Source organism: Paenibacillus sp. FSL R5-0345, from assembly GCF_000758585.1.
Taxonomy (GTDB): Bacteria; Bacillota; Bacilli; order Paenibacillales; family Paenibacillaceae; genus Paenibacillus_AQ.
Map to the genome: position 1 here is coordinate 3,735,584 of NZ_CP009281.1, position 26,507 is coordinate 3,762,090.

A 26,507-nucleotide genomic window follows, 5' to 3' on the forward strand; every position below is an offset into this window, starting at 1 on the left:
CCTTAGAAATTTAGAATTTTGTTTGATTTAGTACTTAATCATATAAAGCGTAATTTCATCACGATTATGGAATAGCTGCTTGGCACGCTGAATCTGCATGCGCTCTCCTTCAAACATCGCAATAATTTCCTTGATCATCGCTAGCGGCTTCTTATGCATCAGTTTTACGGTCACAATAGCTGTCCCACCCGGCGACAGGCTGTGTAGCAGCCCAGTTACAAGCTTCGCCATCAGCTTAGGACTCCAGCTCATATCGCAAACGAGCAGATCAAATTCATTATCGCGGAATTTCACTTCTCCAGCGTTTTTACGAAGGATCTTCAAACCCGGATAATTACGTAGGGATTCATGCATTAATGCAGGGTCAACCGCCGTAACCTTCATTCCACGTTCCAGCAAGAAAGAAGTCCACCCTCCTGGAGAAGCGCCAATATCTAACGCATTACGGAAGCTGTAAAAAGGGATATCAAACTCCTTCTCAGCTTCCATAAGCTTGAACTTAGCGCGTGAGATTTGTCCATCTTCCTTACGAAAACGGATGGCGCCGCCATTCCAGCTAGATAAATTCGCTTCTGGTCTGGATACACCTGCATATAAGGCATTCCCGTCAGCGTAGACAGAAATGACCCAGGCTGGATCTTGCACTGTAAATTCTGCGCCTAAGCTCTGCAACTGCTCTTGGAGCCATTCACGAAGTTCTCCCGGACTGTCCTGCCAGAAGGAAGGATCCCCCTTACGAACGTTCAGGGATACTTTCTCCCCTTCCAGCTCGCTGCGTCGACTTAAATAGACTGCCAAACGCTGTAGTGCCTCCATGGTTCCTTCATCCTGAAACTCAACAGGCTGTATATGACGCAGGAAAATAGGCAGGTTCTGAGTGAGTAGGCGCGTTACTTCCTCCGGTTCACATTGCAATGTAGCCAAAAAGATTTCTCCCGGCAACAGCAAAGTACTCTTCACAGCACCGAATAAACGGCGAAGCTCTTCTTGCGCATAAGGCGCAAAGCCGTGATTAGCTGTACAAATATATCGGGAATACACTACTTCTTCCGGAGCGATGGTCTGCTCTTCGGTATCTTGTCTAAAATCGTTCAAATCGTTTTGCCTCCAGGTCTAATTTTAATCCAGGGACGACCGCTATCCCATTCAACATCAACAGGAATATCATAAGTGGCCAAGATCATTTCTTTCGTTAATACTTCTTCTTTCAGTCCAGATCCAGCTAGCTTACCCTCACGAATTAATGCAACATGCGTGAAAAGCGGGACAATTTCTTCCACATGGTGAGTTACGTACACTACAGAAACATTACGCTGTCTCAGCTTATCTATTTCAGCCAGCATTTTTTCCCTTTCATATAGATCAAGGCCGGCACAAGGCTCGTCCATAATTAATAGCTTAGGGTCAGCCATAAGACATCTTGCCAGCATGGCTTTTTTACGTTCTCCCTGTGACAAGGTCCCAAAGGGATGAAATGCCATATTGCCTAGATTCATATCTTCAAGCATACTGATTGCTTTCTCTTTTACTTCGGTAGGGATCGTCTCGTAAAAACGCAAATAAGCGTAAGCCCCTGTAGCTACGACCTCCCACACCGGATCATTTAAAGACATCTTTTCCATCAAGGAAGGACCGATATAACCAATTTCTTTACGAACCTCACGTACATCACATTGCCCATATTTATAACCCAGCACTTCTACAGTCCCTTTGCTAGGAAACAGGTAACCTGTCACAATCTCTAGAATTGTTGTTTTACCAGAACCGTTCCGGCCCAAAATGACCCAGTTCTCACCTTCCTTAACTTCTAGCGACACATCATCCAAGATTAAGCTTTCTTCCCTACGAAGAGATAAATGTTGTAATGAAATGATTATGATATAACACCCCTTATGTATTCCAGCACCCGCTCAACTGAAACCATTGAATAATAAATATTCGGATCATCTGTCCGGTCTGCAGAAACCACTAGTAGCGCAGGTACGCTGGTTATACGATAATGTCTTACAAGATTGGGGAGCATATTCACATTGCCTGCAACCATCTGGAGTTCAGGGGGTAAAAGATGGGCCGCCACTTCTAACATTCGTTCAGCAGCCTTACAAGTACCGCACAATGGAGTGTGTAAAAATACTACAAGTGGTTCTCCAGCGCTCTTGAGCGCGTCCAGTAATTCTACTTCCTGCATTTCCTTCATTTCAAGTCCGTCTCCTTGGAGATATCACGAAGCTTATCAGAACTTAGGGGGCCATTTACCAAAAGCATCCCCTCAGGTTTTGCCGTGTATAAGATCTCAAACATTTCTCTTCGCCCCCATAGACTGGAAGTGTGCAAATAAATTTCTCGGGGATATAGTCCTTCCAGTACGATCCGTCTAGCAACTTCTCCACCCGAATAATCATCCGGCCCCATATCGTAATCCAGTGATAAAATATCCACCTCACACTCACGCAGCATCAGAAGACATTCTTCCGTCGTACGAGCCAGAGCGAACCCTTTCGGTACCTTTCGAAGATCATCCATATAGATATGAATCACAATTACGCCTCCGCTTCAAACCAACCACGCACAGTAGCAATTTCTTTTCGATGACTGCCATCCGCACCCTTCTCAGTTTCCATGACAACAGCTGAGCTTCGTAAAAGCTCGGAGGACAATAAGCTTTTCAGCCCTTGCTCTCCAATATGTCCTTGTCCGATTCCAGCATGCCTGTCACGTCTTGAGTCGAAAGGAAACTTAGAATCATTTAAATGAACCGCAACAAGATGTGGCCAAAATCCGAGTTGCTCTCCTCGTTCAAGGAAGTCTTCCGTTCGCTCAGGGTTCCAGATACCGGCTGCGTAAGCGTGACAGGTGTCCAAACAGAATCCTATGTTCTCCGGAAATTGGCTGAGCTCTCGAACTTTCACGAGTTCTTCAAGTGTAATTCCTTCCGTTCCATGGTTGCCTGCTTGATTCTCAATTAGGAGCTTAGCACGGCCATCCCAGGACTGCAGCACTTCATTCATACATTGTATAATATTTTGATAGCCTTGTAACGGCTCCATTCCACCAAAATGTCCAAAATGTACAACGATGCCTAATGAACCACAAGCTTCTGCAATCTCCAAATCATTTAAGAGAGAAGCTACATAAACCTTTCGCGGAGTAACATCCTCTATACCAGCCGCCATGTTAATCCCATAAGGTGTGTGCGCAATCGAATCGATCCCTTTTTCCTGACAATAGTGCGCACAATCCCTCGTATCTCGGACATCCACCTGTTTAAGTTTCAAACTACGCGGATTTTTAGGAAAATATTGAAAACATGTTGCACCGCTCTCCCAAGCAAATCGGGCAGCTCTCCCATATCCACCGCGAATGCTAACATGAGCCCCTATTTTGGGACTATTCTTCATGCTGACAGTCTGGGCAATAAAATACTTTGCGTCCAGTCTGCTCTGTTTTAATAATGGTTCCCCCATCACGAAGGCAAGGTTCGCCTTCACGATCATACACTTTACATTGATTATTATATGATCCTGTAACTGTATCCCCAGTCATAAAAGGCATTTCCATGTACCCACCAATTTCAGTAGCCTCAGTCAGTACTTTTTGGATGCTCTCATAAAGGCGGGCTATAGAATCCGATGTTAAATTCTGAACTTGTGCAGAAGGTAAAAGTCTAGCTTCGAAAGCAATCTCATCGGCATAGCAATTTCCGACTCCAGCCATCACATGCTGATTCACCAGCAGGCTTTTGAGCGCACCACGCCGTCCCTTTAATAATCCTGTGAATCGTTCCAGTGTCATTCGACGATCCAACAGCTCAGGTCCAAGCTTACCCATTGTGGCTTCGCTTTCCTTAACGGACAGCAAATGTAGATACCCTAAGCGAAGTCCTATGAAGTAAAGGATATGATCACCAAATGCGATTTCAACCTGTGTGTTACGATCCGGACGTTCTTCCTCTGCACCATAAAAAAGCAGTCCACCTAGCATCAAATGTAAAAGTAGTCTTCGTCCATCATGAAGGTGAAACAAAATATACTTGGCACGCCGCTCAACAAAAACAACACGTGCGCCGATCAATGCTTTTCTAAAAGCGTCTGTTTCCATGTTAATTGACTTTTCTCTGTTCACGATCACATCAGATATTGGCACATTTATAATATGCTGACTTAGCAGCTTTCTATAATTCTCCATTTCCGGCAGTTCCGGCATAGCTCATCGTCCCCTCTAAGTTGGTGAAGTAATAAGATCCTAGCTATTATACACCGAGAAACGTTTTAAGTTCAGTTAAATCGGCACAAATTTCATCCGGTGAGATCCCGGTAAGATTTTTATAGAGGTCAAGATTGTCGGCATTTGTTAATCCTGTAAATACAAGAACTGTCCTACAGCCCGCATTTACTCCAGCAGCTATATCAGTTCGCATATTATCACCGACAACCACTGCATGTTCAGGCTCGATACCAAGAAGATCTGTCGCGAATTTGATTAGATGAGATTCCGGCTTGCCAATTACTACCGGACTCACACCACTAGCAGCCTCAATGGCTGCACCAATGGTACCTGCCCCCGGCATGACGCCATCATCTGATGGCAGCATTAAATCCGGGTTGGTGAGTACAAACTTTGCGCCTCCCAGAATCCAACGCGAAGCTTGTGAGAGCGACGTATAGTTGAAGGAACGATCAATACCTTGCAGTACATAGTCAGGTGAGTCTGTCACGATGCGAAGCCCCGCTTCGTTACAGGCCTCACGCAAACCCTCTTCTCCAAGTATCGCCACTGCAGCCCCAGGTGATTCCTCAGCTATGTAACGCGCGGCCGCCATTGATGAGGTACATACCTCCTCAGCTTTCGCATCGATTCCCATTCCACATAAGTGAGCAGCCACATTAGCCGCTGTGCGCGATGAATTGTTGGTAACAAATAGAAAAGGAATGCCTGCGTCACGTAATCCTTTAATCAGTAAATCAGCACCGGGAATCATTTTATGCCCATGATATAACGTACCGTCAAGATCAATCAATAACCCTTTAATCTGTTCCATTATAAATCCCTCTATTTCCATAAGAAATTTAATTAATGTGGTAAATAAATAATGATATTAATAGACGATAAACCTAAGCCCAGCTTGAATTTGGAATGGTTCATTATCCTTTGGGTTTGGTCGTATTGCCCGCTGGTATTCGGCAAGATTTCCTGCCATTCGTACGTCTTCCACGCTGTGATCACTTTAAATCTAACACACTTCGTCGAAAGAAATCGAACGAGAGTCTCAGCCAGCATTTTTTAGCATAGGACTGTCATTTCCTGCGCTTTCCCGGAAAATAATCATTTCCCCAATTGCCCGTTTTGTCTTCGATAAATTGGATATGTGCTGAATTCTTCAGCTAACAATGTCTCTGGAAAAACGAGCTCAGCTTCTTCCAGCAAAGGAATCAACTCCTCAGACGAGCTGTACCGAGAGCTGAAATGAGTGAGCAATAGTTGACCTGCATTGGCTTCCTTTGCTAGCTCTGCAGCTTGACGTGCTGTACTGTGATGGTACTGATAAGCCATTTCTGCCAGATCATGCCCAAAGGTTGCTTCATGAACGATAAGGTCTGCATCAAGTGAGAGTTCTAAAGCTCCAGAACAAGGTCTTGTATCACCTAAGATCGTAATAATACGCCCTCTTTTAGGCTCTCTGACAACATCAGCCGCGCAGATACGAATACCTTCGTCCGTTATAACATCTTCACCTTTTTTTAATTTTCCATATATCGGTCCAGGTTTCAAACCATAACTCTTAAGTAATTCCGTATTGAGGCTCCCGGGACTATCCTTTTCCGTTACCCGGTAACCATAGCTGTCAATACGATGCTCTAATAATGCCGCCTCCACTTTAAAGCCATCATCCTCGAATACCGTTCCTCCGGTATGCTCGACAATCTCAATTTTGTATGGAATACGAGATTGACTCACAGCTAAGGATATATCTAAGTATGCTTTCAATCCAGGTGGTCCGTAAACCGTTAACGGCGAGGTCCCTCCCTGATAACCACGACTCGATAACAAACCTGGAAGGCCAAATAGATGATCTCCGTGCAAGTGAGTAATAAATAGCTTTTCCAGTTTTCCTAGGCGAATCGGTGAACGAAGAACCTGATGCTGAGTTCCTTCTCCGCAATCGAACATCCAAATACTACGGCGTTCTTCCAGTAGTCTTAATGCAATCGACGTTACATTGCGCTGCAGAGTCGGTACCCCTGCATTCGTACCCAAAAAATATAATTCCATCCTTTTTCCTCCCCTCTTCTTATTGGCTGAACCCTCTCTTGTCTATTCTAAACGTCCTTCTTCCAGCAAAAAACCCCCCAGTTACGGGAGGTTCCGCTGATAGGGATACAATCCCCTTACAGACCGGGTGAATAAATGACAGAATTACAGCTTCTCTACATTAAAATACTGCGCTTCTGGATGGGCGAATACCATTGCCGACACAGAAGCCTCGGGTTCCATCATAAAGCCTTCTGTAAGGTGGACACCGATATCTTCGGGGGATAATAGCTTAAAGAGTGGTCCCTGATCTTCCAGATCCGGACATGCAGGATAACCAAAGGATACACGAATCCCTTGATACCTTGCTCCATGTCTTTGCTTCATGGTCATATCCGCAGGATCTGGGAAGCCCCATGTATCACGCATCATGTGATGAACACGCTCCGCTAGTCCTTCCGCTACTTCAAGTGCAACAGACTGCAAGGCATGTGAGCGTAGATAATCACCATTCTCCTTAAGTGCTGTAGAGAGCTCACGAACACCGTGTCCCGCAGTCACCACGAGGAATCCAACATAGTCCATAATCCCACTGTCGACCGACTTCAAAAAGTCCGCTAGACATAGATAAGGCTCAACACCTTGTCTTGGGAAAGTAAAAGTATGCAGAATCTCATCCGTATTCTGTGGATTATACACGATGATATTGTTACCACTTGATTGTGCCGGGAAGAATTGATACATCGCATGTGGAGTAATCGTACCTTCCAGCATCGCTTGATGTAGAATATCATCTACAGTACCTTTCAACTCAACAGTCCGCTCGTCACCAGCAGCTAACTGCGCCTCTACAGAACCACGTAGACCCAGATGATGACCGAGCAACATTTGCATATTCACATAAGGGATAATATGCCCCAATGGATAATTACGAATTACATGACGCTCTAAGTCTGGCGGAACAAATACAGGTGCATCTGGTGAAATTTTGGAGCGAACTGCTCTAGTTAACTTAGGAAGCTCTTGTTTAGGAGCAACTGCTACTGCAGATTCCGCTTCTACTCGAATTTCCTCGGCAATTTTCTCCCGTTCAACAGGGTTCATAAGCCGATTAGCAATATCTAGGCCATCCATAGCATCCTTAGCATACAGTACTAAACCATCATACTCCGGACGTATACGTGTTTTGGTGAACTTTCGCGTCAGTGCAGCGCCGCCTACCATAATCGGTACATCAATCCCAGCCGTACGTAAGTCTTGTGCCGTCAGCACCATCTGCTGTGCCGATTTTACGAGTAACCCAGACAATCCAATCGCGTCAGCTTTTTCACGACGAAACGCTTCGATAATGGACTCAGGTGGTACTTTTATACCCAAATTAATGATCTGATAACCATTATTTGATAAGATGATCTCCACTAAGTTCTTACCTATATCATGTACGTCGCCTTTTACAGTGGCAAGCATGATCTTACCTTTTACCGATGTCTCATCCTTCTTCATAAACTGTTCCAAATGACCAACTGAAGCCTTCATTACTTCAGCACTTTGCAGCACCTCAGCAACAATCAGTTCATTGTTATTAAACAACCGTCCAACCTCTGACATCCCAGCCATTAGCGGTCCATTGATGATTTCCAAAGGTCCTGATTTAGTAAGCGCCTCATTAAGGTCAGGAATGAGACCTTCTTTAGTACCCTCAACCACATAAGAAGCCAGACGCTCTTCTAGCGAAAGATTAGAAATTTTCTCTTTTTTCTCAACCTTCTTTCCTCGGAAGGCGGCTACAAAAGCAGCAAGTGTGTCGTCGTTCGTATTATAAATCAATTCTTCAGCAAGACGACGGTCTTCAGCAGGGATAGAAGCATAACGCTCTACCTTCTCGGTGTTTACGATCGCATAATCCAAACCGGCCTTAGTGCACTCATAAAGGAATACTGAGTTCAACACTTCACGTCCTGCTTCCGGTAATCCAAAAGAAACATTGCTGATCCCCAAGATCGTGTGAACACCTGGAAGGGCTTCTTTGATCAACCGAATTCCATCAATGGTTTCTTTGGCAGAGCCAATATATTGTTCGTCTCCGGTTCCTACAGGGAATACCAATGTGTCGAAAATAAGATCTTCTCCAGCTAATCCGTATTTATTCACAAGTAAGTCGTAGGAGCGTTTAGCCACTTCCAGTTTGTCTGTAGCCTTGATTGCTTGTCCTGTCTCATCAATCGTTCCTACAACTATTGCTGCACCATACTTATGAATCAAAGGAGTAACCAGCTCGAATTTTTCTTCACCATCTTCAAGGTTAATGGAGTTAATTATAGCCTTACCTTGACAGTACTGTAGTGCCAGATCAATAACCTTAGGATCGGTAGTATCGATCATTAGAGGAACTTTAACCTTCTTTACAACTAATTCTAAAAAAAGTTTAATATCCTCAATCTCATCACGGTCCGGATCTTGCACGCAGACGTCAATAACTTGTGCACCGCTCTTCACCTGTGCACGAGCAATTTCTGAAGCTTCCTCATATTTGCCTTCGACGATTAGACGTTTAAATTTACGCGAACCTAATACATTCGTACGTTCACCCACCATGTATGGTCGGTTGTCATTCTCGATATAGATAGGCTCAATACCTGAAAGTGCCGGTGGATGATTCCCTGTAAGCGGTCGTGGAGGAAATTGTGAGAGTGCCTCCGACATAGCACGGATATGTTCCGGTGTCGTTCCGCAGCAACCCCCTGCAATGTTAAGCCATCCTTTTTCTGCAAACGCAGCAATTTTACGCGCAAGAGAATCAGGAGATTCATGATAATGTCCATTCTCGTCTGGCAACCCAGCGTTCGGATAACAACTCACAGCCGCTGAAGAGATTGCAGAAAGCGAACGAATATGATCCCGCATGAACTCAGGGCCCGTCGCACAGTTCAGACCAATAGAGATAGGCTTGAGATGTTCTAAAGAAATATAGAAGGCTTCGATGTTCTGACCGGCAAGCGTGGTACCCATCGGCTCTATCGTCCCCGAAATCATTACTGGCAATTTGATGCCTGTCTTCTCAAACGCATTACGTATGCCTATACTTCCAGCCTTCACGTTCAAAGTATCCTGAGAGGTCTCTAGTAGTAACGCATCCACTTGACCATCAATCAATGCGACTGCCTGTTCCTCGTAGCTATCAACGAGCTCTTGGAAAGTGACTCCTCCTGTAACAGAGAGCGTCTTTGTTGTAGGCCCCATTGCGCCTACGACATATCGAGGACGATCAGGTGTATCATATTTATCAACGGCATTGCGAGCTAGCTTCGCTGCAACCAGATTAATTTCGCGTGCCCGTTGCGGAATATCATATTCGGCAAGTACAACAGACGTTGCACCAAAGGTATTCGTTTCTATGAGGTCAGCACCTGCTTCGAGATACTGCTCATGAATCGTCTGAATCACTTCTGGACGGGTTAATACTAGCATTTCATTACAACCGTCCAATTCTTCCCCACCAAAATCCTCACCTGTCAGAGGCACCTGTTGGATCATTGTGCCCATTGCACCGTCTAGAATTAATATTCTTTGTTGTAAGCTTTCCTCAAGTGTATATTTAGCCAACGTATAGTCCCCCCAGTAAAACATTAGAGTAAGTTTAGCAGAATAAAGGAATTTCGGAAAGCCTTCCTTTCCACTCTGCATTATCTGTAATTATAGGATATCATTACTATTCTTTTAATTATGGTTTCACAGAGAGTTCCTTATTAGGCATAGAATGCTGAGTTCTAGCAGTTACGTGTGATGTAACAATATATTGTCCTTCTTTCTCAAGTGTTCCTTCTGCTTGATAGACTCCATCACCAACTAGCTTCCCTTTAAGTTCAATTTTCTGTTCATTATCATTTTTACTCACAATTTCGAATAGAACCTCTTTCGCATCATCCACCGCCAAGTTATCTTGCGTCACCACAGCCTCAAAGGTCACCTTCTGATTTACAACAACCTCTTCAGGACTCCAATGTAACTCAACTTTGATAGGTTCCATAGACATGTCCATGTTCATGTTCATATTATGTATTCCAGAATGTTTGGTTTGGTCTGATGAACATCCTCCCAGAACTAAAAGTGTTGCACCTAATAATAAAGGAACGATTGTTCTTGAAATCTTCATATAGAGTCCTCCCAGCCGATTTGAGTACTAAGAATCTACCAATTCATGTTATACATTCTCCATCTATTATACACATTATTATTGGTTTTTCAGTATTTCATATCAATTCAGCTTAACTCTTGTGACTAAAATCATATACTAGATAATTTCATCAATTTTAAAAAGCAATATGTAGATATAAAGAAAGACAGTAAGCCTCCTAGTAACCCAGGAACCTACTGCCTTCTTAAGGCTCAATGATTCAAAGCCTCTTACTCTACTTTATAAAGATTGGACTAATGAAAGAAGCTCTCCAAGATGTTTGATTTCATAATCCGGCTGAATTTCCGGATCCGGCTGTTTGCCTTTTCTATTAATCCAAACCGTAGTCAAACCTGTTGCCAACCCACCACGAATATCCGTTGTAAGCTTATCACCGACCATAACCCCTTGCTCAGGTGCAATATCTAGAAGCTCTAGAGCATGCAGAAAAATATCCTTATCCGGCTTTCCTTTGCCGAAGCTTCCGGAAATTACGATATGATCAAAGAAAGGAACGATTTCAGGTACACCATCTAGTTTCTCTTGTTGCAATGCAGGGCATCCGTTAGTCAAAAGCAATAACTTCACTTTTCCCTTCAGTTCTTCGAGCACCTGAATTGTTTCTTCATAGATGTAAGGCCGATTTCTACGCTCTGCTGCAAATTTGGCTGCTAATGTCTCAGCAAGAACTTCGTCCTCTACACCAAGTGCTGCAAGACCACGACGCCACGCCTCTTTACGGTAGCCCGGTGCAAGCTGCTCCAATTGACGGAATTCCGGTTGTTCACCTGCAGTAAAGTTCCCCCAAAGTGCTTCAAACGGATTAATCCCAATCATTTTTGTAAATGGGTTCGTTTCGTATGATTCATATAGTGCTATGGCTTCTTTACGCACCGCAAGTTCCAGTTCTTGTGGATCAATCGTATCCCCAGCGGCTTCACATGCAGAACGAAATGCTTCATTGACGCTCCGATCATCCCAGAGCAGTGTATCATCAAGGTCAAATAGTACAGCGGAAATTGGCATTACAGGTCTCCCTCTCCCATGGCTGGTTAATTTCTATTCGTGAACTACTTCAATTTGGTGAGCTTTTGCGAATGCTTCCAGTCGAGTCCCCATCGCAGTTGTATCATAACGATTCATAAGTCTGGTAAAAATCCATTTCGTGCGTTTGCCTTTATGCTTAATAACAACAGCTCCACGCGAAAGGATAATTTTCTCAATATCAGAAGCTGGTAAATAGCGTTCGCGATTGAATTTTATAGTGGATAGTCTAGCATTCTCCACCTTCAAATACGGACGTCGGAAAAACAGAAGTGCTGCTAGTAAGTAGTACAAAACGACTCCTAGCCAATTCATCAGCATACCATTGCCTTTGGCCTGATCTACCGAACCAATCATCCAAAACATAGTACCAAGCACTAATAACACTACTGGAAATGCAATGTTACGGCCTTTAAAGGTTTCACTGTTCTTGCCAGGAGATTTGGATTTTGATGCGTAAATCGTTTCCTTCCCCTGTTTCTTTCTTTGCTTGTTAATTTGCTGTGTGTTACGTTGAACCATTCTTTCCCAAGAACGGGCCATATGCGTTCCCCCTAGTCATCCAGTAGTATCTATGAAAAGGAACAGGGTGTTAATGCTTAAGCCCCTTGTTACCTTGTTCATGCTCATCATTATCGACCAATTCAATCGTATTCAATTGTGCTCGGAAGTTATTGCGAATATTCCCCAAATAGATTTCACGAAGCTTGGCGCGTTCCGCCGTTTCCTCTTGATTAAGGCCTACGCTCTTCTGTTTGCGTGCCAATTCGTTAATACGCGCGACCAACTCATCAATGTTCAAAACTTTCCCTCCCCATATAAATTAATTCTAACTCTGCCATGAGAAAAAGAGCTTGTCAAGGTTTACTCCCTGCAAGCTCTTTATGTCCTTCTATTATGTTCTTAGAATATTAATAAATAGGTAAACTGAGAATATCTCCAGCATTAATCTGACTGCCTTTAATGCCATTGGATTTTTTAATTCCTTCTATATATACAGCCGTCTTCATATCCGATGGTTTATTCTCAAGAGCAATACTCCAAAGTGTATCTCCGCGTTCAACCACTACGCGCTTCTCATCCTTCATTAAAGTAGTAGATCCTGCAAATACATTACCTACTACTGTGAGTCCTGATAGTACGAGCACAATGATCAATGTAAGTTTAATAACAAAATCTCTCCGGAACAAACGCATCAATCCTTCAAGCAAAAGCGCTGTAATCTCTTTAATCTGAGCTGAATAACGGGTAACAGGATTATGTCCTAAAGATTCAACCACGGGGGCTTTATCGTAGATGCTACGGTATGTACTGTATTTTAACATGAATATCATCCTCCAAACACTTGTTCTTACTTTTGAAATTATAATAACACGAACATGTGTTTTGTTCAATACTATTTCAGAACAATTGTTCTCTTTTTTTTGAAAAGAGTAAATCACCCTATCATCTATAAAAAGAATCCAGCTGATCATTGTTTTAAAGTTCGCTTTATCAATACGAGACTACCATTTATTAACTCTTTCGAATTAATATTTATAATAGTTAGAACTTATGTTTGTGCGAACGGTAGTTCTATGTTATAATTTTCCCAAACATTACTATATGGGGTTGATTCCAATGTCAAAGATTTCAAGTCGCCAGCTGGCGATCCTGGAATTTATACGTAGCGAAGTCCGCAGCAAGGGTTATCCTCCTTCCGTTCGGGAGATTGGAGAAGCTGTTGGTCTTGCTTCCAGCTCCACAGTTCACGGTCATTTGGATCGGCTAGAGAAGAAGGGACTTATCCGTCGAGATCCAACGAAGCCACGTGCAATAGAATTGCTTGGCCAAGAGGATTCCGAGAATGTCCATCAATTCGCACAAACCGTCGCACGCATTCCTGTCGTAGGTAAGGTTACCGCCGGGGTTCCTATCACTGCTACTGAGAATATTGAAGACTACTTCCCGCTTCCAACTCACTATGTAGGAGATAACAAAGTATTTATGTTATCGGTTCAAGGTGACAGCATGGTCGAAGCTGGGATAATGAATGGTGACTATGTTATTGTCCGTCAACAACAGACAGCTGATAACGGAGATATCGTTGTAGCTATGACCGAAGAAGATGAAGCAACCGTTAAGACCTTTTATAAAGAACGTGATCATATACGTCTTCAGCCGGAGAATCCGGCGTACGAGCCTCTTCGCCTTAATCGCGTGACCATTCTCGGCAGAGTTATCGGATTATTTCGAGATATCCACTAAGTATGCACTCCTACCAAGCCAAAACGGATACCGTCCATTAAAGGATGGTATCCGTTTCTACGAGAAGCATAATGATACTGTTTACTGTAATATCAAAAGCTGTTCCACAAATGTGGAACAGCTTTTTTTTATTTTCTAACTCAAATTATCCATACTAGAACACGCGTTCGCATACGCTAAAATGGCCATTTTCTATTAATAACCGTTTAGGCTTTCTGCTCATATCCTATTAGAAAGGAGTGTTGCGCAATGCCAAATTACCGAATTATTGTAGATCTGACCCAGCGTATGCTGTATCTTCTTGATAACAACATTGTGATCAGAGGTTTCCCCGTCGGAATCGGTAAAATGTTAACCCAATCACCCTTGGGTGACTTCACTATTATTAACAAAGAACCCGATCCAGGTGGTCCATTTGGGGTCTTTTGGATGGGTCTATCTAAGCCTCACTATGGAATACATGGAAATAATGATCCCTCCTCGATAGGTCACGAAGTTTCCCACGGTTGTATTCGGATGTACAATGCGGATGTGCTAGCACTAGCTGCGATTGTTCCGATTGGAACACAAGTAACGATCAGGAATTAAATCTATCCATAAATAAACACACCTCACTCATGGTTCAATGAATGGGGTGTGTTTGTATTTAAGAATTTTTTTGGGCGTAATAGGAATTATGTGGTTATATGTCGAATAATGTTAACAGGATTTCAAATAGAAAGGAAGTGTCTGGTTTTGAACAACTCCAAAATAAGAACCCTCGTCGATTTTAAAGTCGATGCACTTGTTAAACTCTCAGGATTATTGTTAAATAACGATCAAGCTAGTGGAAAAAAAGTAAATCTACTCACCTCATTTGGCAGTATTCAAGGGACGATCTCCCCTTCCGCCTCCAATAAAGAGGATGTTTTTGACTTAAAATCTCTAATGGATGATGTCATTGTAGATGAATACATATCTTATTTAGGTGCGGAACATCCCGATAAAAATTTCAGCTATAACTTTGTAGTCCTCAATGATGTTTCTGTAAGACCCTATGCTAACTATGAATCATCGATCGAATACAAGCAGCTAATTGTGTATACCGATCAAATTACGGCTTTCAATTTCTTATAATTTTGACCTATTTACATTAATAACTCTCATCTAAGCACTCAGTAACTGCCCAAGCATGCATTAAAGGCGGATCTCTGGGTGCTTTTTTTGCTAATGCTGTAATTGTTCCTATTTTTCAACGAATTTCACTTTTAGCAGATACTAGTCGAGAAGATTTAGGCATATCTTTCATTAAGTAATAAATCTTGCTCTGCTGAGATAACTAGGAGGTGTGATTCCATGCTGATTTTCTTGATGTACATATTCGGTATTATAGGAGTTGTCTTAATTCTTAGTGCCGGTTTTCTAGAATTGAAAAAGCTATCTACTTCTTCAGATCTTTCAAAGCTGTTAAACGCAATCTCATCCTTTAACATCATATTCACCAAAACGTTCATTCCACCCAATCAATCTCACTTGATCGCCCTTAACGAATCCTATAAGAAAATAGCCATAGGCAGTAGCGATCCGAAAACACGTAAAAAAGCTATAGCAAAACTGTATTCCTTCGATAATGTAATGGGATCAGAGATTGTTGTTAACGCGCTAACCCATTCAAAAGTATCCAAAAGTCAACAAAGCAGCAAATCAACCGCTTCAAGTGCGAATATTAATGTGCTTAATAGCGCTGACGAAGAGGCTAGTGTTATTGAGGAACTTACACTTAAAATATATATGAACAGCAGTGAAATGCCTGTGTATAGTATCTCCTTCTTGCCAGGCTTATTGCCCATTAAACAATCCGACAATCAGTATAAAGAAGCTTACTCCCAAGTACAGCAATTGCATGCATTTTTCAGGACAATCGTATCCGAATAATTATCTGATTTTTTCCGCAATAAGATGTGTGAAAATCGCTATGTCTTTATATGGTGATTCACTGCCTAATTTAAGCTCCAGCTCCACCATGTGTTTATTCCAATCTTCATTCATTTTCACTTCATTGTCTGCTATGTAACCATAGATATTATGAATTCCGTAAGTCCATCTAACCTCGTATCCGCAATTCTCAAGCCATTCCGCCAATTGATCATTCGTATAGATCGTAATTTCTGTTTGAATAATGCCACTATATTCTCGCATATTCCCAATGCTATCTAGAGCTCCCTTAGGATCTTTATTCATAATGGCTTTCTTCATCACCTTGGCCACAGGATTATGAGTGATCAGAGAGAGCATTCCATTTGCAGATTGTTTTTTACTAATGTCCATTAACATTTCTTTGGGATATTCAAGATATTCAAGCACGTTGTGGCAAAATATCCAGTCATAACGCTCCGCCAACACATCTGAATTCTGTAGCGTAGTTACGCTATAAGAAATGCTGAGACCTTCTTTCATCGCAGACTCTTGAGCCTTCGCTATCATCTCCGTCGTCGGATCTATTCCGGTTACTGTGTACCCCTTTCTGGCAAATTCATGACAAGTTATCCCAAACCCACAGCCGATATCTAAAATCGATGGCTTCTTTTCTAAAAGGATGTGATTTTCAATTTGATGCCAGGCGGTCAGGTAGAACAATCTCCCCCAAGGCATTTGGATATAATTCGAATAGGAACGCATCGATTGTGCAAAAGCTTCAGTTGTTGGTAACATTACTCCACTACCTCTTTCCTCTCAATTAATATCTCTATTTCCAACAGATGAAATCTACAAGCTCACAAGCTACAAAAAAACGGTCCTCTTTGAGGCCGTTTTACTGTTTTTAAAAACCATCAACGTATTTCTATTTCTACATCAACAGAACATCTATCTTTTTATTAGAATTGCACGCTAAACCCATTAAACCGATGAATCCCCGTACCATGTGCGACAAGTCCCTGTTCACGCAAAGCACGAACCGCCTGCTTTACTTCATGCAAAATAGATGGATCTAAACCTAACGTATTATGAGAGCCGAATACTTGGGTCACCTTTGCAATGTGTGCAATCTTTTCTAAAGAAGCCACTAAATCTTCCGGACTAGTCGAAGGATAAAATGCATAAACAGGTGTAACATCATACAATAAATCCCCTGTAAACAGATACCCTTTGGCATGATCAAAGACGCTTATATGGCCTGGTGAATGACCCGGTGTGTGGTAAATTTCTAATTTACGCCCTCCTATGTCAAGCACATCCCCCTCTTGCAATAGAGCTGTCGGTTTACCTTGAAATGGCGTGTATGTACTAGGATCAAAGGATTCAGGTGGAGTTAGCGTAAGGTCTCTGCTCATATCTTTTCTGATCTGGGCAAGGGACAAGCCTTGTATTCCATTCATCAGCCAATCCTCATCCTCTTTATGAACATAGATCGTATCGAATTGTCCATGACTGCCTATATGATCTGCATGCACATGTGTGGTGATAACAGCAATAGGTAAATCCGTTAACTGATCTGTGATTCTTTTTATATTATCGATGCCTAATCCTGTATCAATCAATACAGCTTGTTCTTTTCCTAACAGCAAAAACGAATGCACCTTTTCCCAATGACCATATTCACTTATCGCATACGTTGTCGGGTCAATTTCCGTAACTGTGAACCATCGATCTTCCATCAAGAGCGATCCTCCATTCCGTTCCATTTCTCTCGGACCTGTTCTTCACCTTTATAATAGTCCGCCTGCTCATCCGCTTGATAGATCTCTTGATATGGGAGAATGTTAATTTTACCTGAGTCAGGATATTCGCAAACATCTATGCCCTGATTTGTTCGAAGATCAAGATACCTGCAGGGTGCTTCCGTATGATTATAAAGTTGATGCGCACCTTCCGGTCCCATTTCAAAAAAAATCACATCGCCTTCACTAACCTCAGTAAAACCCTCTGGAGTTCTTAACATTGCTTTTCCTGCTAAGATCACAAATATCTCTTCAGCATTTCTATGAAAATGATAAGGAAAGGAATATTTATCTGGATCTAGCGATCTAATGTCGAAAACAAGATGTTTAGAATTAGCAACCTCAGCTAGCCTCTCACTTGTATGCCAAGCAAACTCAGGGATCGGAGATAACTTTTGTTTAAAAGAAACTGTATTTTCATTAAAAATCTTCGCCATTATTAAGCCCCCTTATCCTCAAAAACTGTGCATACCATATCATTTGATTGGAAATTTAAGCAACAATGATTAATCAGGATTCTAAGAAGTCAGGATTTTTATGTCTTTTACAACCAAATAAATAACATTTTGATTCAACATATGCCGTAAAATTCATACTAGGACGATAATTTAAATGTAGGATATTATCATAGCCTCTAAGATAATCCCGTTTATCAGCCTCCAGTTCCAACTTATATCTTTCGCGATCTTCTGGAGTAAAATCTTCATCTTCATCCGTTATGCAACTAATTAATTCTTCATTAATCTTAACCAAGGCATTGTTCAGAATGTCCTTAGCCTTATCCAAAAATCCACATTGAACGTTGGCATACAAATAGCGAAGCACCCAGTCCGGACTGACCCATAATTTAGTTCCCACATAAGCATTGACCACGTTAGTATACTGATCCAGCTCAAAATAAATGTCTGCTAACCCTTCCTTATCTATCTCTGAATTCTTATCATCCATAGACCTCACAAGCTCTTCAATAGCCTCTTTTGGGTAAGAACCTGTCTTAATTTTACATACAGCATAATAATACAATGCCCAGTAGCTGTAGCATTCATTTTTAACCTGATGAGCCTTCCAATAGTACTCTGAAGCTTCTTCCAGTTGTCCCAATTGAAATAAAGATGCTGCGAGATTATATTGATTTAGAAAGGTTGGTTTAACACTAAAAGATCGTTCTAACGCTGATTTCGCTTCATTCCATCTCTCTTTTGCAAAATAAAATTGACCAAGCATTGCACTGGGAACTTCTGACTTTGGATTCAGCAGCATTATTCTTTCTAATAATAGAATCGCATCTTCTTCACGATTGATCCATCCACCACTCTCGATCTCCGGCTCTCCTTCATGAAAATAAAAGTAAGCCAAATTAGATAATGACTGTTCAGAAGGGTTTATTTCAGCATTCCTCTTGAAGAGTTTAAAAGCTTCTAAATAATCATTAACTTCCATACTAGCTATCGCCAGTTGATTGGCTATTAATGGATTCGTTGAATCTTGTTTATACGCAAATTTTAAATCATTAAGTTCATTTGTATAATCAGTCATTCTTATTCCTTTCTAAAGTTCCAACATAAATTCCATAAATTAAAATAATGCAGAGCTCTATTTAAATGAAAATTAGTTCCGTATCAACCCTACCTATGAGAATGTCGTATTTACTACTTAGTCTATCATTATTATATGTAATTTTGGGAGAATAATCAGTTTTTTGGAAATTATCCAGTAGTTAATCTACCGAAACAGGTTTACCAAACATAAAAAACCCTCAACACCAAAGGTGTCAAGGGTTTGACGGATATAGTAAAGAGTTATGTATTGCCTTGGAATGTTCCAGAGAATAATTCCAACACCTACAATTATGTTATTCTTCGAGAGTAACTGTAGATAAACTATTTATTTACGAACGACGGTAAAGCCCTTATCCTCAAGCAGTTCAATGATTCCATACTCACCCAGATAATGGAGAGCACCAACGACAATGAAATACTCTCCTTCCTTATTGCTATTTAAGTAACCTTCAATCTTTTCAGCCATACCTATATTACGATCAGTCAGCATCACTTTTCCGTATTCTGGATCACTAAATAGGCTGTTAGTTATTTTGAGCAGCGTTTGTTCATCGCCTTTCTTCCACATCTCTATCAATTCGTCTGTTGGATCATTGATGACGCCAGAATTATAATCGTCTAGCGTAGTATTGAGACTCTTCTCCTGCCGCTCCTTAGAGAAGCCAGCTAAGGTCCCCATCTGGGATTCCTGAGTTTCTAGTCCTATTACCGGGATCTTGCGTTCAAGGGCTTTCTGAAGAAAATACAGATCAATTCCTTCTTCTAGGTTGTAGTCTGCCTTCAATGCCATAACTGAAATATTTCCTTCCACCTGCCAAGGCTTAAACGCATCATACGCGTTGGCCTTCAAACCGTTCTTCATCAAAAACTCTTTTACTTTCGCATACGTTTCCTTGGATACATGATCTTTTAGTGTAGTGCCATCCTTATACATCATCATATCCACAATCCTCTTCTGCTGCTCTTCATCAGGGGCTTTGGTAAAATCAATTTCAAGACCCAAATAATCCGCTTCTGCAAAAACTTTCTCATATTTCGAATGCAGGGGGTAGAAGTTATCATCCGTAAGATGTATTGATCCTACGAGGTAAACCGTCGTTCCGTTATTCTTCACTTCCCACATGAAACCACGAGCGCCATCAATTGTTACGTCTTTCATAGTAGGCGAATTTGATGCATTCTCGATCTCTTGATTATTTACCTTCGAGGCCGCTTGCTGTGGAGACTTCATAGAGCAGGCCCCTGATACGAGGATACATACGGAAAGAATGAGCCATAAGACCGATCTTCTCCATTTTTTCATATCGAATATCTCCTTCCAATGATTCACATCAAATCGATCAGATGTGATAACCGCTAATCTCCAAAATGCCGCCTTACTCTAGTGAATATCTAAGCTCCATTCCGTTGTGAATATATTTCTACTTACTTCGGACAGACCAAGCGGTACTACCCCAGTTGCGAGAACATTGTTTAATCTGCTGTCGTTTATCTTTTTTGTTCTTTGTCTGCTCTATATTTTTGATACTCTTCTATGTATGTTCTTTATGATGATTTCTTAATAATTAATTCATTGCACGCACTAAACACAGTCGTTTCCTAACTTTACTTTTATAACCATCCTCTTACTATTACTGGATACGATTAATTATGCATTATGGTTCCATTATTTTTATTCTTAATACTTTTTCAAATTGATGATGGTAGAATCGTCCAATATCCTTGCCTTGGGCTATGGAGCAAAAGTGAGAATGAGAATCCGGGTTAATTCAGGTATGCTGCGGAGTCCGGTGTTTTCAGAGATTATCGTATAAGAAAAACAGACCCGTCAAGCAATAGCTTGGCGGGTCATTTTATGTATGCTCTAATTCAAAGTATTTCCTGACAAGTTAGAGTATGGTCACTTTATGGACGCACATAATCCTCCACAAAACCTCCTAACCTTGCCACATAAAAAAACCCTCAACGCCACATTAGCGTCAAGGGTTTAACAGTCCTAGTAAAGAGTCATGTATTGCGCTCTTTCCCACTCGTGCACTTGCGTACGGTAGATATCCCATTCGATTTCTTTCAGCTCGTAGAAGTGAGCCAGAGCATGTTCACCGAGAGCTTCGGTAATAACATGACTGCGGATCATTTCGCTAAGTGCTTCTTTCAAATCGGATGGCAAGCTTGGAATACCTTCTTCAATACGCTCTTCTTCAGACATCACATAGATGTTACGGTCAATTGGAGCTGGAAGATCAAGCTTACGTTTAATTCCGTCAAGACCTGCTTTCAACATAACAGCAAGTGCGAGGTATGGGTTAGCTGCTGGGTCCGGGTTACGAACTTCAACACGTGTGCTAAGGCCTCTAGAAGCCGGGATACGAATCATCGGGCTACGGTTACTTGCAGACCAAGCTACGTAGCAAGGAGCTTCATAACCAGGAACAAGACGTTTGTATGAGTTCACTGTTGGGTTAGTAATCGCTGCAAAAGCACGAGCGTGCTTTAAAATACCTGCCATGTAGTAACGAGCAGTTTTGCTCAGACCCAACTTGTCGCTTTCATCGTAGAACATGTTTTCTTTGCCTTTGAACAAGGATTGGTGAGCGTGCATACCAGATCCGTTGATACCGAACAATGGTTTAGGCATAAAGGTTGCATGCAAGCCGTGTTGACGGGCTACCGTCTTCACAACCAGCTTGAAGGTTTGAATTTGGTCAGCAGCAGTAATCGCATCTGCATATTTAAAGTCAATCTCATGCTGACCGGATGCTACTTCATGGTGAGAAGCTTCGATTTCAAAGCCCATTTCTTCAAGGGTCAATACGATTTCACGACGACAGTTTTCTCCTAGATCTGTTGGCGCTAAGTCGAAATAACCACCTTGGTCATTCAATTCCGTAGTTGGATTGCCTCTTTCGTCTGTCTTGAACAGGAAGAATTCAGGTTCAGGTCCAACGTTCATAGCTGTGAAACCCATTTCTTCTGCTTCCTTCAGACAACGCTTGAGGATACCACGTGGGTCTCCAGCAAAAGGTGTTCCATCCGGCATGTAAACATCACAAATCAGACGTGCTACACGACTATCTGTCACCCAAGGGAAGATAACCCATGTATCAAGGTCAGGGAAGAGATACATATCGGATTCTTCAATCCGTACGTAACCTTCGATGGAAGAACCATCAAACATCATCTTGTTATCAAGTGCTTTTTCCAATTGGCTAACTGGAATTTCAACATTCTTGATAGTACCTAATAGATCCGTAAATTGCAGACGAATAAAACGAACATTCTCTTCCTTGGCAATGCGTAAAATATCCTCTTTAGAAAAGCTCATGTGATCCTCTCCCTTTCAAACTTCTATATATTATTATTTATTAAAAAACCGGGATAACTCACCTTGAATCAAAGACACTTGTCCCGGTCTTTTACCGGAAACTAGTTCTTGCTTCAGCATTCGGTGTAACTGGGAATCGGATAGCTCTCTACGTCTAACCTCTGTATCAGGAGTAATAACAGTTGCTTCCTCGGATTCCTTAGAGACAGGATTCATCACTTGCTTAATGCCAGCAATATTAACACCCTTCTCTATCAGAGCTTTAATTTCTAATAGGCGCTCAACATCATTAAAAGAGAACAACCGCTGATTCCCCGACGTGCGTGCTGGTACGATCAGACTGTGCTGCTCATAATAACGAATTTGTCTTGCAGACAGATCAGTCAGCTTCATTACAATTCCAATAGGAAATAGTGCCATATTTCTGCGGATTTCATCACCCATGACTCATCCAACCTTCCAATGATCTTTTTCTGATCTCATTGTACATTTCCTAATACAGCGTGTCAATGGTGTGTGAGATATTCTTACAGCAATTTTCTATCACGCATACTTTGGAGCGCCATCAAAACGCCATATTTCACATGTGAATAAGTTAATCCACCTTGCATGTACCCAATAAAAGGAGCACGTATAGGTGCATCTGCAGATAACTCCAAGCTTCCACCCTGAATAAACGTACCTGCCGCCATAATAACAGGATGTTCATAACCTGGCATATCCCAAGGCTCTGGTACCACATGGCTGTCTACAGCCGCAGCGCGCTGAATGCCCTGAACAAAGGCAATTAAGTGTTCTGGACCATCAAAGGAAACCGCCTGAATTAAATCTGTCCGAGGCTCATTCCACGCTGGCTTCGTCTCAAACCCGCAGCGCTGAAATACTGATGCAGCAAAAATGCTCCCTTTTAGTGCTTGCCCTACAGTGTGCGGAGCCATAAACAATCCTTGGTAAAGGCCACGAGTTGTTCCTAACATAGCCCCTACCTCACCACCGATACCAGGAGCGGTTAGTCGATAAGCCGCCAATTCCACAAGATCCTGTCGACCACAGATATAACCGCCGGTCTCAGCAATACCGCCACCTGGGTTCTTAATTAACGAACCTGCTACCAGATCTACACCAACCTGTGGTGGCTCAAGCTCTTCGGTAAACTCACCATAGCAATTGTCTACAAATACAATAACTTCCGGTTTCATCAACTTTATCTTCGAAGTCATCTCACCAATTTCAGCTACTGTGAAAGAAGCACGCCAATCATACCCTCGTGACCTTTGGATTCCAATCACTTTAGTATTTTCGTTAATAGAGAGAGCTACCTCATCCCAATCAATCTTTCCTTCTGCCGTCAGAGCAACCTCTCGATAAGTGATCCCAAAATCAGCGAGAGAGCCTGTCCCATCGCCGGCATGTCCAATTACCTTATGTAGGGTATCATACGGACGTCCTGTGATATACAGCAGCTCATCTCCTGGGCGTAACACACCAAATAGAGCTGTTGATATCGTATGTGTTCCTGAAGCGAAATGTGGGCGTACCAAAGCAGATTCCGCACCAAAAACGTCAGCATAGACAAGATCCAACACTTCACGGCCACGGTCATTATACGCATACCCCGTTGAACCGGCAAAGTGAAAATCACTGACTTGATGACGCTGGAACGCTTCTATAACCTTCCACTGATTCTTATCTACAATACGATCAAGGGCTTTGACAGCGCCTTCTATTTCAACTTCTGCGGCCTCTGCCGCGCTCAAAATATCCTCTGCAAAAACTACCATTCGTTCTTATTCGCTCCTTACATTTACTTGCCATCATAATGACAGAAAGCGGCAGTTAACTGACGCTTTCTAGATTAGCTATTATTTTATACCTATATACGCAGCATTTCCACTTTAGGAATAACTGACAAGATTACTGCAGGTCCACAAAATCAGCAAGCATATAACCCCATTTGTCATAATCCTCTTTGTTGAGACGAACGTTATAGAGCACATCGTTCTCGTCATAAGTCGTTTCCAGAACTTCACCCACCCTATAGAGCAAGGAAGAAATGTCACCTCGGTCTCCGGGAATACGGAAGTTGAGTGTGTCGCCAGCCAGTTCATCGGCGATCATTTCGGTAATCCGAGTTAAATCTTCAGGATTAAATGCACTGATCTTCAAGTACCCTGTACCTGTTGGCAACATTTCCAGTTGTTCAGGCTGACACAGATCGATTTTATTAAAAAGTACGATTTGAGGAGTACTAGCTGCACCTAAGTCCTGCAAAATGGTTTGAACAACCTCCATCTGCTCCTCACGCATTGGTGAAGAGGCATCCACCACATGCAGCACCAAATTGGCCTCATTGACTTCCTCCAGCGTTGCACGGAAAGAAGCGACTAGATCATGCGGAAGATTCTGAATGAAGCCTACAGTATCCGTGAGCACAACCTCTTTACCACCTGCTAGTTCAAGAACACGTGAAGTAGGGTCCAGTGTGGCAAACAACTGGTTTTCAATATAGACATCCGCATCGGTAAGTTGCTTAAGCAGCGTTGATTTCCCTGCATTCGTATACCCAACAAGTGCGACTTGCACCGCTCCCGCCTTGCGGCGACGCTCCCGATGTAGCTCCCGAGTCTTAACTACCTCATCAAGCTGACGCTTCAGCTCCGTAATCCGATCACGAATATGCCGGCGATCGGTTTCCAGCTTACTTTCACCCGGACCTCTGGTCCCAATCCCGCCACCTAGTCTAGATAAGTTCTTGCCTTGGCCAGAAAGCCGGGGTAACAGATAGGACAATTGTGCCAGCTCAACCTGAATAATCCCTTCTCGCGTCTTCGCACGCCCCGCAAAAATATCCAGAATAAGCTGCGTCCGGTCAATAATCTTAAGATCCAGAGCCTCCTCAAGGTTCCGTACTTGGGCTCCGGACAATTCTTGATCAAAGATAGCTGTATTTGCTCCGAGAGCATCAGCAGCCATCCGTAGCTCTTCTACTTTACCTTTACCAATAAACCATCTAGAATCAGGCGTTTCCTTGTTTTGACGCAGCACATCCAGTACTTCAACACCTGCCGTTTCAGCCAATTGCACTAATTCCTGCAGAGAAAGCTCTGGATCAATTCCTGTTCTTTTAATTTTATCTGTGACGAGACTTACCAATATCGCTCGATCTTGTACATCTGTTTCCGTATCATGCGTAGTTATTGCCATGTATGTCATGCTCCTTATGACGGTGATAGTTTCCTGTAAATCATAATTTAAAATCTTCAGTTCGAAGCGTCATTAATTCCTGCTTGCCTGGGCTGGTACTTTCATACTGGTTAAGCAGTCTTACAGCCTGACCCCGAACAGCTTTTTCAATGGCGTTGCGAACATACCGCGCATTACTGAAAGCATGAAGACTCTCCGTCTTCTCTACTAACAAATGCTGCTTTAACTTGAGTATCGCCTGTGGCATCAAAATATAGTCGCGATCCTTTGCCATTAGTTCAGCAATCTGCAACAGTTGGTCGATCGTATAATCAGGAAATTCTACTTGTATTGGAAACCGTGAAGGCAATCCAGGATTACTCATCAAAAAATACTCCATCTCCCCAGAGTACCCCGCTAAGATAAGTATAAATTGACTGCGATGATCCTCCATGGCCTTGACCAACGTATCAATCGCTTCTTTTCCAAAATCCTTTTCCCCGCCACGAGCAAGGCTATAAGCCTCATCAATAAACAAAATGCCGCCCAAAGCCTTTTTCACCAGATCACGAGTCTTCTGTGCAGTATGACCAATGTATTCGCCGACAAGGTCAGCTCTCTCCACCTCAATGAGATGTCCTTTGGTCAGCACACCCATACGTTGGAACAGCTTGGCTACGATTCTAGCTACTGTTGTTTTACCCGTTCCGGGATTCCCTTTAAAAACCATGTGATATGCTTGCCCACCGCTTGCAAGTCCTGCCTCAGCACGCATTTGTGCAATCTGTAATAAAGCGTAGATTTCAAAGACTAGCTCTTTGATATTGTCCAGACCCACTAAACCTTCCAATTCTTGTGTTAACTCTTGGAATAAGCTAGTGTGGCCGTGATTTTTTGGAGGCAGTGGCCGACTCTCTCCAGTAGGGTGAGTTATAGCCGGAGGCTCTTGACTCCGCAATACAATGTTGATTTGTCGAGACGGTCTTTCTTCCTCCCGTCCACTGGCCGCTGCTACGCGTCCGCTCATC

At 42.4% G+C, this 26,507-nt stretch carries 28 protein-coding genes; 4 read left to right on the forward strand and 24 right to left on the reverse strand.

The window, feature by feature from the left end; all coding sequences use genetic code 11:
• Window positions 1-27 precede the first annotated feature (27 nt).
• The 14 genes from R50345_RS16535 to R50345_RS16600 all read right to left on the reverse strand — a co-directional run bounded on the left by R50345_RS16535 (window position 28) and on the right by R50345_RS16600 (window position 12,792).
• The gene (locus tag R50345_RS16535) at window positions 28-1,095 is read right to left on the reverse strand and encodes an SAM-dependent methyltransferase (RefSeq protein ID WP_042128309.1); all 1,068 of its coding nucleotides are present in this window, start codon (window positions 1,093-1,095) and stop codon (window positions 28-30) included.
• Window positions 1,092-1,874 (reverse strand): ABC transporter ATP-binding protein, encoded by a 783-nt coding sequence (locus R50345_RS16540; RefSeq protein WP_042128310.1) that lies wholly within the window; start codon window positions 1,872-1,874, stop codon window positions 1,092-1,094. The genes R50345_RS16535 and R50345_RS16540 overlap by 4 nt, the downstream gene beginning before the upstream one ends.
• Window positions 1,874-2,197, reverse strand: coding sequence for a thioredoxin family protein (locus R50345_RS16545; protein ID WP_042128312.1), 324 nt, complete (start codon window positions 2,195-2,197; stop codon window positions 1,874-1,876). The genes R50345_RS16540 and R50345_RS16545 overlap by 1 nt, the downstream gene beginning before the upstream one ends.
• Entirely contained in the window at window positions 2,194-2,538 is a 345-nt protein-coding gene (locus R50345_RS16550; protein ID WP_042128314.1) for a cyclic-phosphate processing receiver domain-containing protein, read from the reverse strand. The genes R50345_RS16545 and R50345_RS16550 overlap by 4 nt, the downstream gene beginning before the upstream one ends.
• A 2-nt stretch (window positions 2,539-2,540) precedes the next feature.
• Window positions 2,541-3,398: a deoxyribonuclease IV gene (locus R50345_RS16555; protein ID WP_042128316.1), complete on the reverse strand. Its 858-nt coding sequence runs from the start codon at window positions 3,396-3,398 to the stop codon at window positions 2,541-2,543.
• Window positions 3,388-4,203, reverse strand: a complete 816-nt coding sequence (locus R50345_RS16560; protein ID WP_042128319.1) for an Fpg/Nei family DNA glycosylase — start codon at window positions 4,201-4,203, stop codon at window positions 3,388-3,390. The genes R50345_RS16555 and R50345_RS16560 overlap by 11 nt, the downstream gene beginning before the upstream one ends.
• 46 nt (window positions 4,204-4,249) lie before the next feature.
• The gene (locus R50345_RS16565) at window positions 4,250-5,038 is read right to left on the reverse strand and encodes an HAD-IIA family hydrolase (RefSeq protein ID WP_042128321.1); all 789 of its coding nucleotides are present in this window, start codon (window positions 5,036-5,038) and stop codon (window positions 4,250-4,252) included.
• 284 nt (window positions 5,039-5,322) lie between these two features.
• The gene (gene rnz / locus R50345_RS16570) at window positions 5,323-6,270 is read right to left on the reverse strand and encodes a ribonuclease Z (RefSeq protein WP_042128323.1); all 948 of its coding nucleotides are present in this window, start codon (window positions 6,268-6,270) and stop codon (window positions 5,323-5,325) included.
• A gap of 144 nt (window positions 6,271-6,414) precedes the next feature.
• Entirely contained in the window at window positions 6,415-9,792 is a 3,378-nt protein-coding gene (gene metH, locus R50345_RS16575) for a methionine synthase (protein ID WP_442950208.1), read from the reverse strand.
• 178 nt (window positions 9,793-9,970) lie between these two features.
• Complete coding sequence (locus R50345_RS16580; RefSeq protein WP_042128328.1) at window positions 9,971-10,402, reverse strand: FixH family protein; 432 nt, start codon at window positions 10,400-10,402, stop codon at window positions 9,971-9,973.
• Window positions 10,403-10,663: 261 nt separating this feature from the next.
• A complete protein-coding gene (locus tag R50345_RS16585; protein WP_042128330.1) occupies window positions 10,664-11,449 on the reverse strand; it encodes an HAD family hydrolase in 786 nt (261 codons plus the stop codon).
• A gap of 33 nt (window positions 11,450-11,482) precedes the next feature.
• A complete protein-coding gene (locus tag R50345_RS16590; RefSeq protein WP_042128332.1) occupies window positions 11,483-12,010 on the reverse strand; it encodes a hypothetical protein in 528 nt (175 codons plus the stop codon).
• Window positions 12,011-12,059: 49 nt separating this feature from the next.
• Window positions 12,060-12,269: a DUF896 domain-containing protein gene (locus R50345_RS16595; protein WP_042128334.1), complete on the reverse strand. Its 210-nt coding sequence runs from the start codon at window positions 12,267-12,269 to the stop codon at window positions 12,060-12,062.
• A 109-nt stretch (window positions 12,270-12,378) separates the two neighbouring features.
• Window positions 12,379-12,792, reverse strand: a complete 414-nt coding sequence (locus R50345_RS16600) for a LysM peptidoglycan-binding domain-containing protein (RefSeq protein WP_042128336.1) — start codon at window positions 12,790-12,792, stop codon at window positions 12,379-12,381.
• 295 nt (window positions 12,793-13,087) lie between these two features.
• Here R50345_RS16600 and lexA point away from each other — a divergent pair, with 295 nt between their 5' ends.
• The 4 genes from lexA (at window position 13,088) to R50345_RS16620 (ending at window position 15,628) form a co-directional block, all read left to right on the forward strand.
• Window positions 13,088-13,714 (forward strand): transcriptional repressor LexA, encoded by a 627-nt coding sequence (lexA, locus tag R50345_RS16605; protein ID WP_042128337.1) that lies wholly within the window; start codon window positions 13,088-13,090, stop codon window positions 13,712-13,714.
• A 249-nt stretch (window positions 13,715-13,963) separates the two neighbouring features.
• Complete coding sequence (locus tag R50345_RS16610) at window positions 13,964-14,302, forward strand: L,D-transpeptidase (protein ID WP_042128339.1); 339 nt, start codon at window positions 13,964-13,966, stop codon at window positions 14,300-14,302.
• A 147-nt stretch (window positions 14,303-14,449) separates the two neighbouring features.
• On the forward strand, window positions 14,450-14,830 hold the full coding sequence (locus R50345_RS16615) for a hypothetical protein (RefSeq protein WP_042128341.1): 381 nt from the start codon (window positions 14,450-14,452) through the stop codon (window positions 14,828-14,830).
• A 219-nt stretch (window positions 14,831-15,049) separates the two neighbouring features.
• On the forward strand, window positions 15,050-15,628 hold the full coding sequence (locus R50345_RS16620) for a hypothetical protein (RefSeq protein WP_042128343.1): 579 nt from the start codon (window positions 15,050-15,052) through the stop codon (window positions 15,626-15,628).
• Here the strand turns inward: R50345_RS16620 and R50345_RS16625 are convergent, their stop codons facing one another.
• The 10 genes from R50345_RS16625 to R50345_RS16670 form a co-directional block, all read right to left on the reverse strand.
• Window positions 15,629-16,405, reverse strand: a complete 777-nt coding sequence (locus R50345_RS16625) for a methyltransferase domain-containing protein (RefSeq protein ID WP_042128345.1) — start codon at window positions 16,403-16,405, stop codon at window positions 15,629-15,631.
• Between the two features lie 164 nt (window positions 16,406-16,569).
• Window positions 16,570-17,349, reverse strand: coding sequence for an MBL fold metallo-hydrolase (locus R50345_RS16630; RefSeq protein ID WP_231574278.1), 780 nt, complete (start codon window positions 17,347-17,349; stop codon window positions 16,570-16,572).
• Window positions 17,349-17,849, reverse strand: a complete 501-nt coding sequence (locus R50345_RS16635; RefSeq protein WP_052414628.1) for a cupin domain-containing protein — start codon at window positions 17,847-17,849, stop codon at window positions 17,349-17,351. Before R50345_RS16635 ends, R50345_RS16630 begins: the two co-directional genes overlap by 1 nt.
• A gap of 73 nt (window positions 17,850-17,922) precedes the next feature.
• Window positions 17,923-18,948 (reverse strand): CDC27 family protein, encoded by a 1,026-nt coding sequence (locus tag R50345_RS16640; RefSeq protein ID WP_042128350.1) that lies wholly within the window; start codon window positions 18,946-18,948, stop codon window positions 17,923-17,925.
• Window positions 18,949-19,296: 348 nt separating this feature from the next.
• Window positions 19,297-20,274 carry a TraB/GumN family protein gene (locus R50345_RS16645; RefSeq protein WP_081954104.1) on the reverse strand — a complete coding sequence of 326 codons (978 nt, stop codon included), beginning with the start codon at window positions 20,272-20,274 and terminating at the stop codon, window positions 19,297-19,299.
• Between the two features lie 693 nt (window positions 20,275-20,967).
• A complete protein-coding gene (gene glnA / locus R50345_RS16650) occupies window positions 20,968-22,296 on the reverse strand; it encodes a type I glutamate--ammonia ligase (protein ID WP_042128352.1) in 1,329 nt (442 codons plus the stop codon).
• Window positions 22,297-22,329: 33 nt separating this feature from the next.
• Window positions 22,330-22,740, reverse strand: a complete 411-nt coding sequence (locus tag R50345_RS16655) for a MerR family transcriptional regulator (protein WP_042128355.1) — start codon at window positions 22,738-22,740, stop codon at window positions 22,330-22,332.
• Between the two features lie 83 nt (window positions 22,741-22,823).
• The gene (locus tag R50345_RS16660; protein ID WP_042128357.1) at window positions 22,824-24,077 is read right to left on the reverse strand and encodes a methionine gamma-lyase family protein; all 1,254 of its coding nucleotides are present in this window, start codon (window positions 24,075-24,077) and stop codon (window positions 22,824-22,826) included.
• Between the two features lie 133 nt (window positions 24,078-24,210).
• Complete coding sequence (hflX, locus tag R50345_RS16665) at window positions 24,211-25,500, reverse strand: GTPase HflX (protein ID WP_042128358.1); 1,290 nt, start codon at window positions 25,498-25,500, stop codon at window positions 24,211-24,213.
• Window positions 25,501-25,540: 40 nt separating this feature from the next.
• Complete coding sequence (locus tag R50345_RS16670) at window positions 25,541-26,506, reverse strand: AAA family ATPase (RefSeq protein WP_042128361.1); 966 nt, start codon at window positions 26,504-26,506, stop codon at window positions 25,541-25,543.
• Window position 26,507: the final 1 nt, after the last annotated feature.

Excerpts from the sequence above, each read along its gene's own strand:
- R50345_RS16565 (WP_042128321.1), bottom strand. The coding sequence starts at position 5,038 with ATGGAACAGATTAAAGGGTTATTGATTGATCTTGACGGTACGTTATAT.
- R50345_RS16560 (WP_042128319.1), bottom strand. The coding sequence starts at position 4,203 with ATGCCGGAACTGCCGGAAATGGAGAATTATAGAAAGCTGCTAAGTCAG.
- R50345_RS16670 (WP_042128361.1), bottom strand. The coding sequence starts at position 26,506 with ATGAGCGGACGCGTAGCAGCGGCCAGTGGACGGGAGGAAGAAAGACCG.
- R50345_RS16660 (WP_042128357.1), bottom strand. The coding sequence starts at position 24,077 with ATGGTAGTTTTTGCAGAGGATATTTTGAGCGCGGCAGAGGCCGCAGAA.
- R50345_RS16585 (WP_042128330.1), bottom strand. The coding sequence starts at position 11,449 with ATGCCAATTTCCGCTGTACTATTTGACCTTGATGATACACTGCTCTGG.
- glnA (WP_042128352.1), bottom strand. The coding sequence starts at position 22,296 with ATGAGCTTTTCTAAAGAGGATATTTTACGCATTGCCAAGGAAGAGAAT.
- R50345_RS16625 (WP_042128345.1), bottom strand. The coding sequence starts at position 16,405 with ATGTTACCAACAACTGAAGCTTTTGCACAATCGATGCGTTCCTATTCG.
- R50345_RS16630 (WP_231574278.1), bottom strand. The coding sequence starts at position 17,349 with ATGGAAGATCGATGGTTCACAGTTACGGAAATTGACCCGACAACGTAT.
- R50345_RS16645 (WP_081954104.1), bottom strand. The coding sequence starts at position 20,274 with ATGAAAAAATGGAGAAGATCGGTCTTATGGCTCATTCTTTCCGTATGT.
- R50345_RS16635 (WP_052414628.1), bottom strand. The coding sequence starts at position 17,849 with ATGGCGAAGATTTTTAATGAAAATACAGTTTCTTTTAAACAAAAGTTA.
- R50345_RS16580 (WP_042128328.1), bottom strand. The coding sequence starts at position 10,402 with ATGAAGATTTCAAGAACAATCGTTCCTTTATTATTAGGTGCAACACTT.
- R50345_RS16545 (WP_042128312.1), bottom strand. The coding sequence starts at position 2,197 with ATGAAGGAAATGCAGGAAGTAGAATTACTGGACGCGCTCAAGAGCGCT.
- R50345_RS16610 (WP_042128339.1), top strand. The coding sequence starts at position 13,964 with ATGCCAAATTACCGAATTATTGTAGATCTGACCCAGCGTATGCTGTAT.
- rnz (WP_042128323.1), bottom strand. The coding sequence starts at position 6,270 with ATGGAATTATATTTTTTGGGTACGAATGCAGGGGTACCGACTCTGCAG.
- R50345_RS16590 (WP_042128332.1), bottom strand. The coding sequence starts at position 12,010 with ATGGCCCGTTCTTGGGAAAGAATGGTTCAACGTAACACACAGCAAATT.
- metH (WP_442950208.1), bottom strand. The coding sequence starts at position 9,792 with ATGGGCACAATGATCCAACAGGTGCCTCTGACAGGTGAGGATTTTGGT.
- R50345_RS16555 (WP_042128316.1), bottom strand. The coding sequence starts at position 3,398 with ATGAAGAATAGTCCCAAAATAGGGGCTCATGTTAGCATTCGCGGTGGA.
- R50345_RS16640 (WP_042128350.1), bottom strand. The coding sequence starts at position 18,948 with ATGACTGATTATACAAATGAACTTAATGATTTAAAATTTGCGTATAAA.
- R50345_RS16620 (WP_042128343.1), top strand. The coding sequence starts at position 15,050 with ATGCTGATTTTCTTGATGTACATATTCGGTATTATAGGAGTTGTCTTA.
- R50345_RS16655 (WP_042128355.1), bottom strand. The coding sequence starts at position 22,740 with ATGGGTGATGAAATCCGCAGAAATATGGCACTATTTCCTATTGGAATT.
- hflX (WP_042128358.1), bottom strand. The coding sequence starts at position 25,500 with ATGGCAATAACTACGCATGATACGGAAACAGATGTACAAGATCGAGCG.
- R50345_RS16600 (WP_042128336.1), bottom strand. The coding sequence starts at position 12,792 with ATGTTAAAATACAGTACATACCGTAGCATCTACGATAAAGCCCCCGTG.
- lexA (WP_042128337.1), top strand. The coding sequence starts at position 13,088 with ATGTCAAAGATTTCAAGTCGCCAGCTGGCGATCCTGGAATTTATACGT.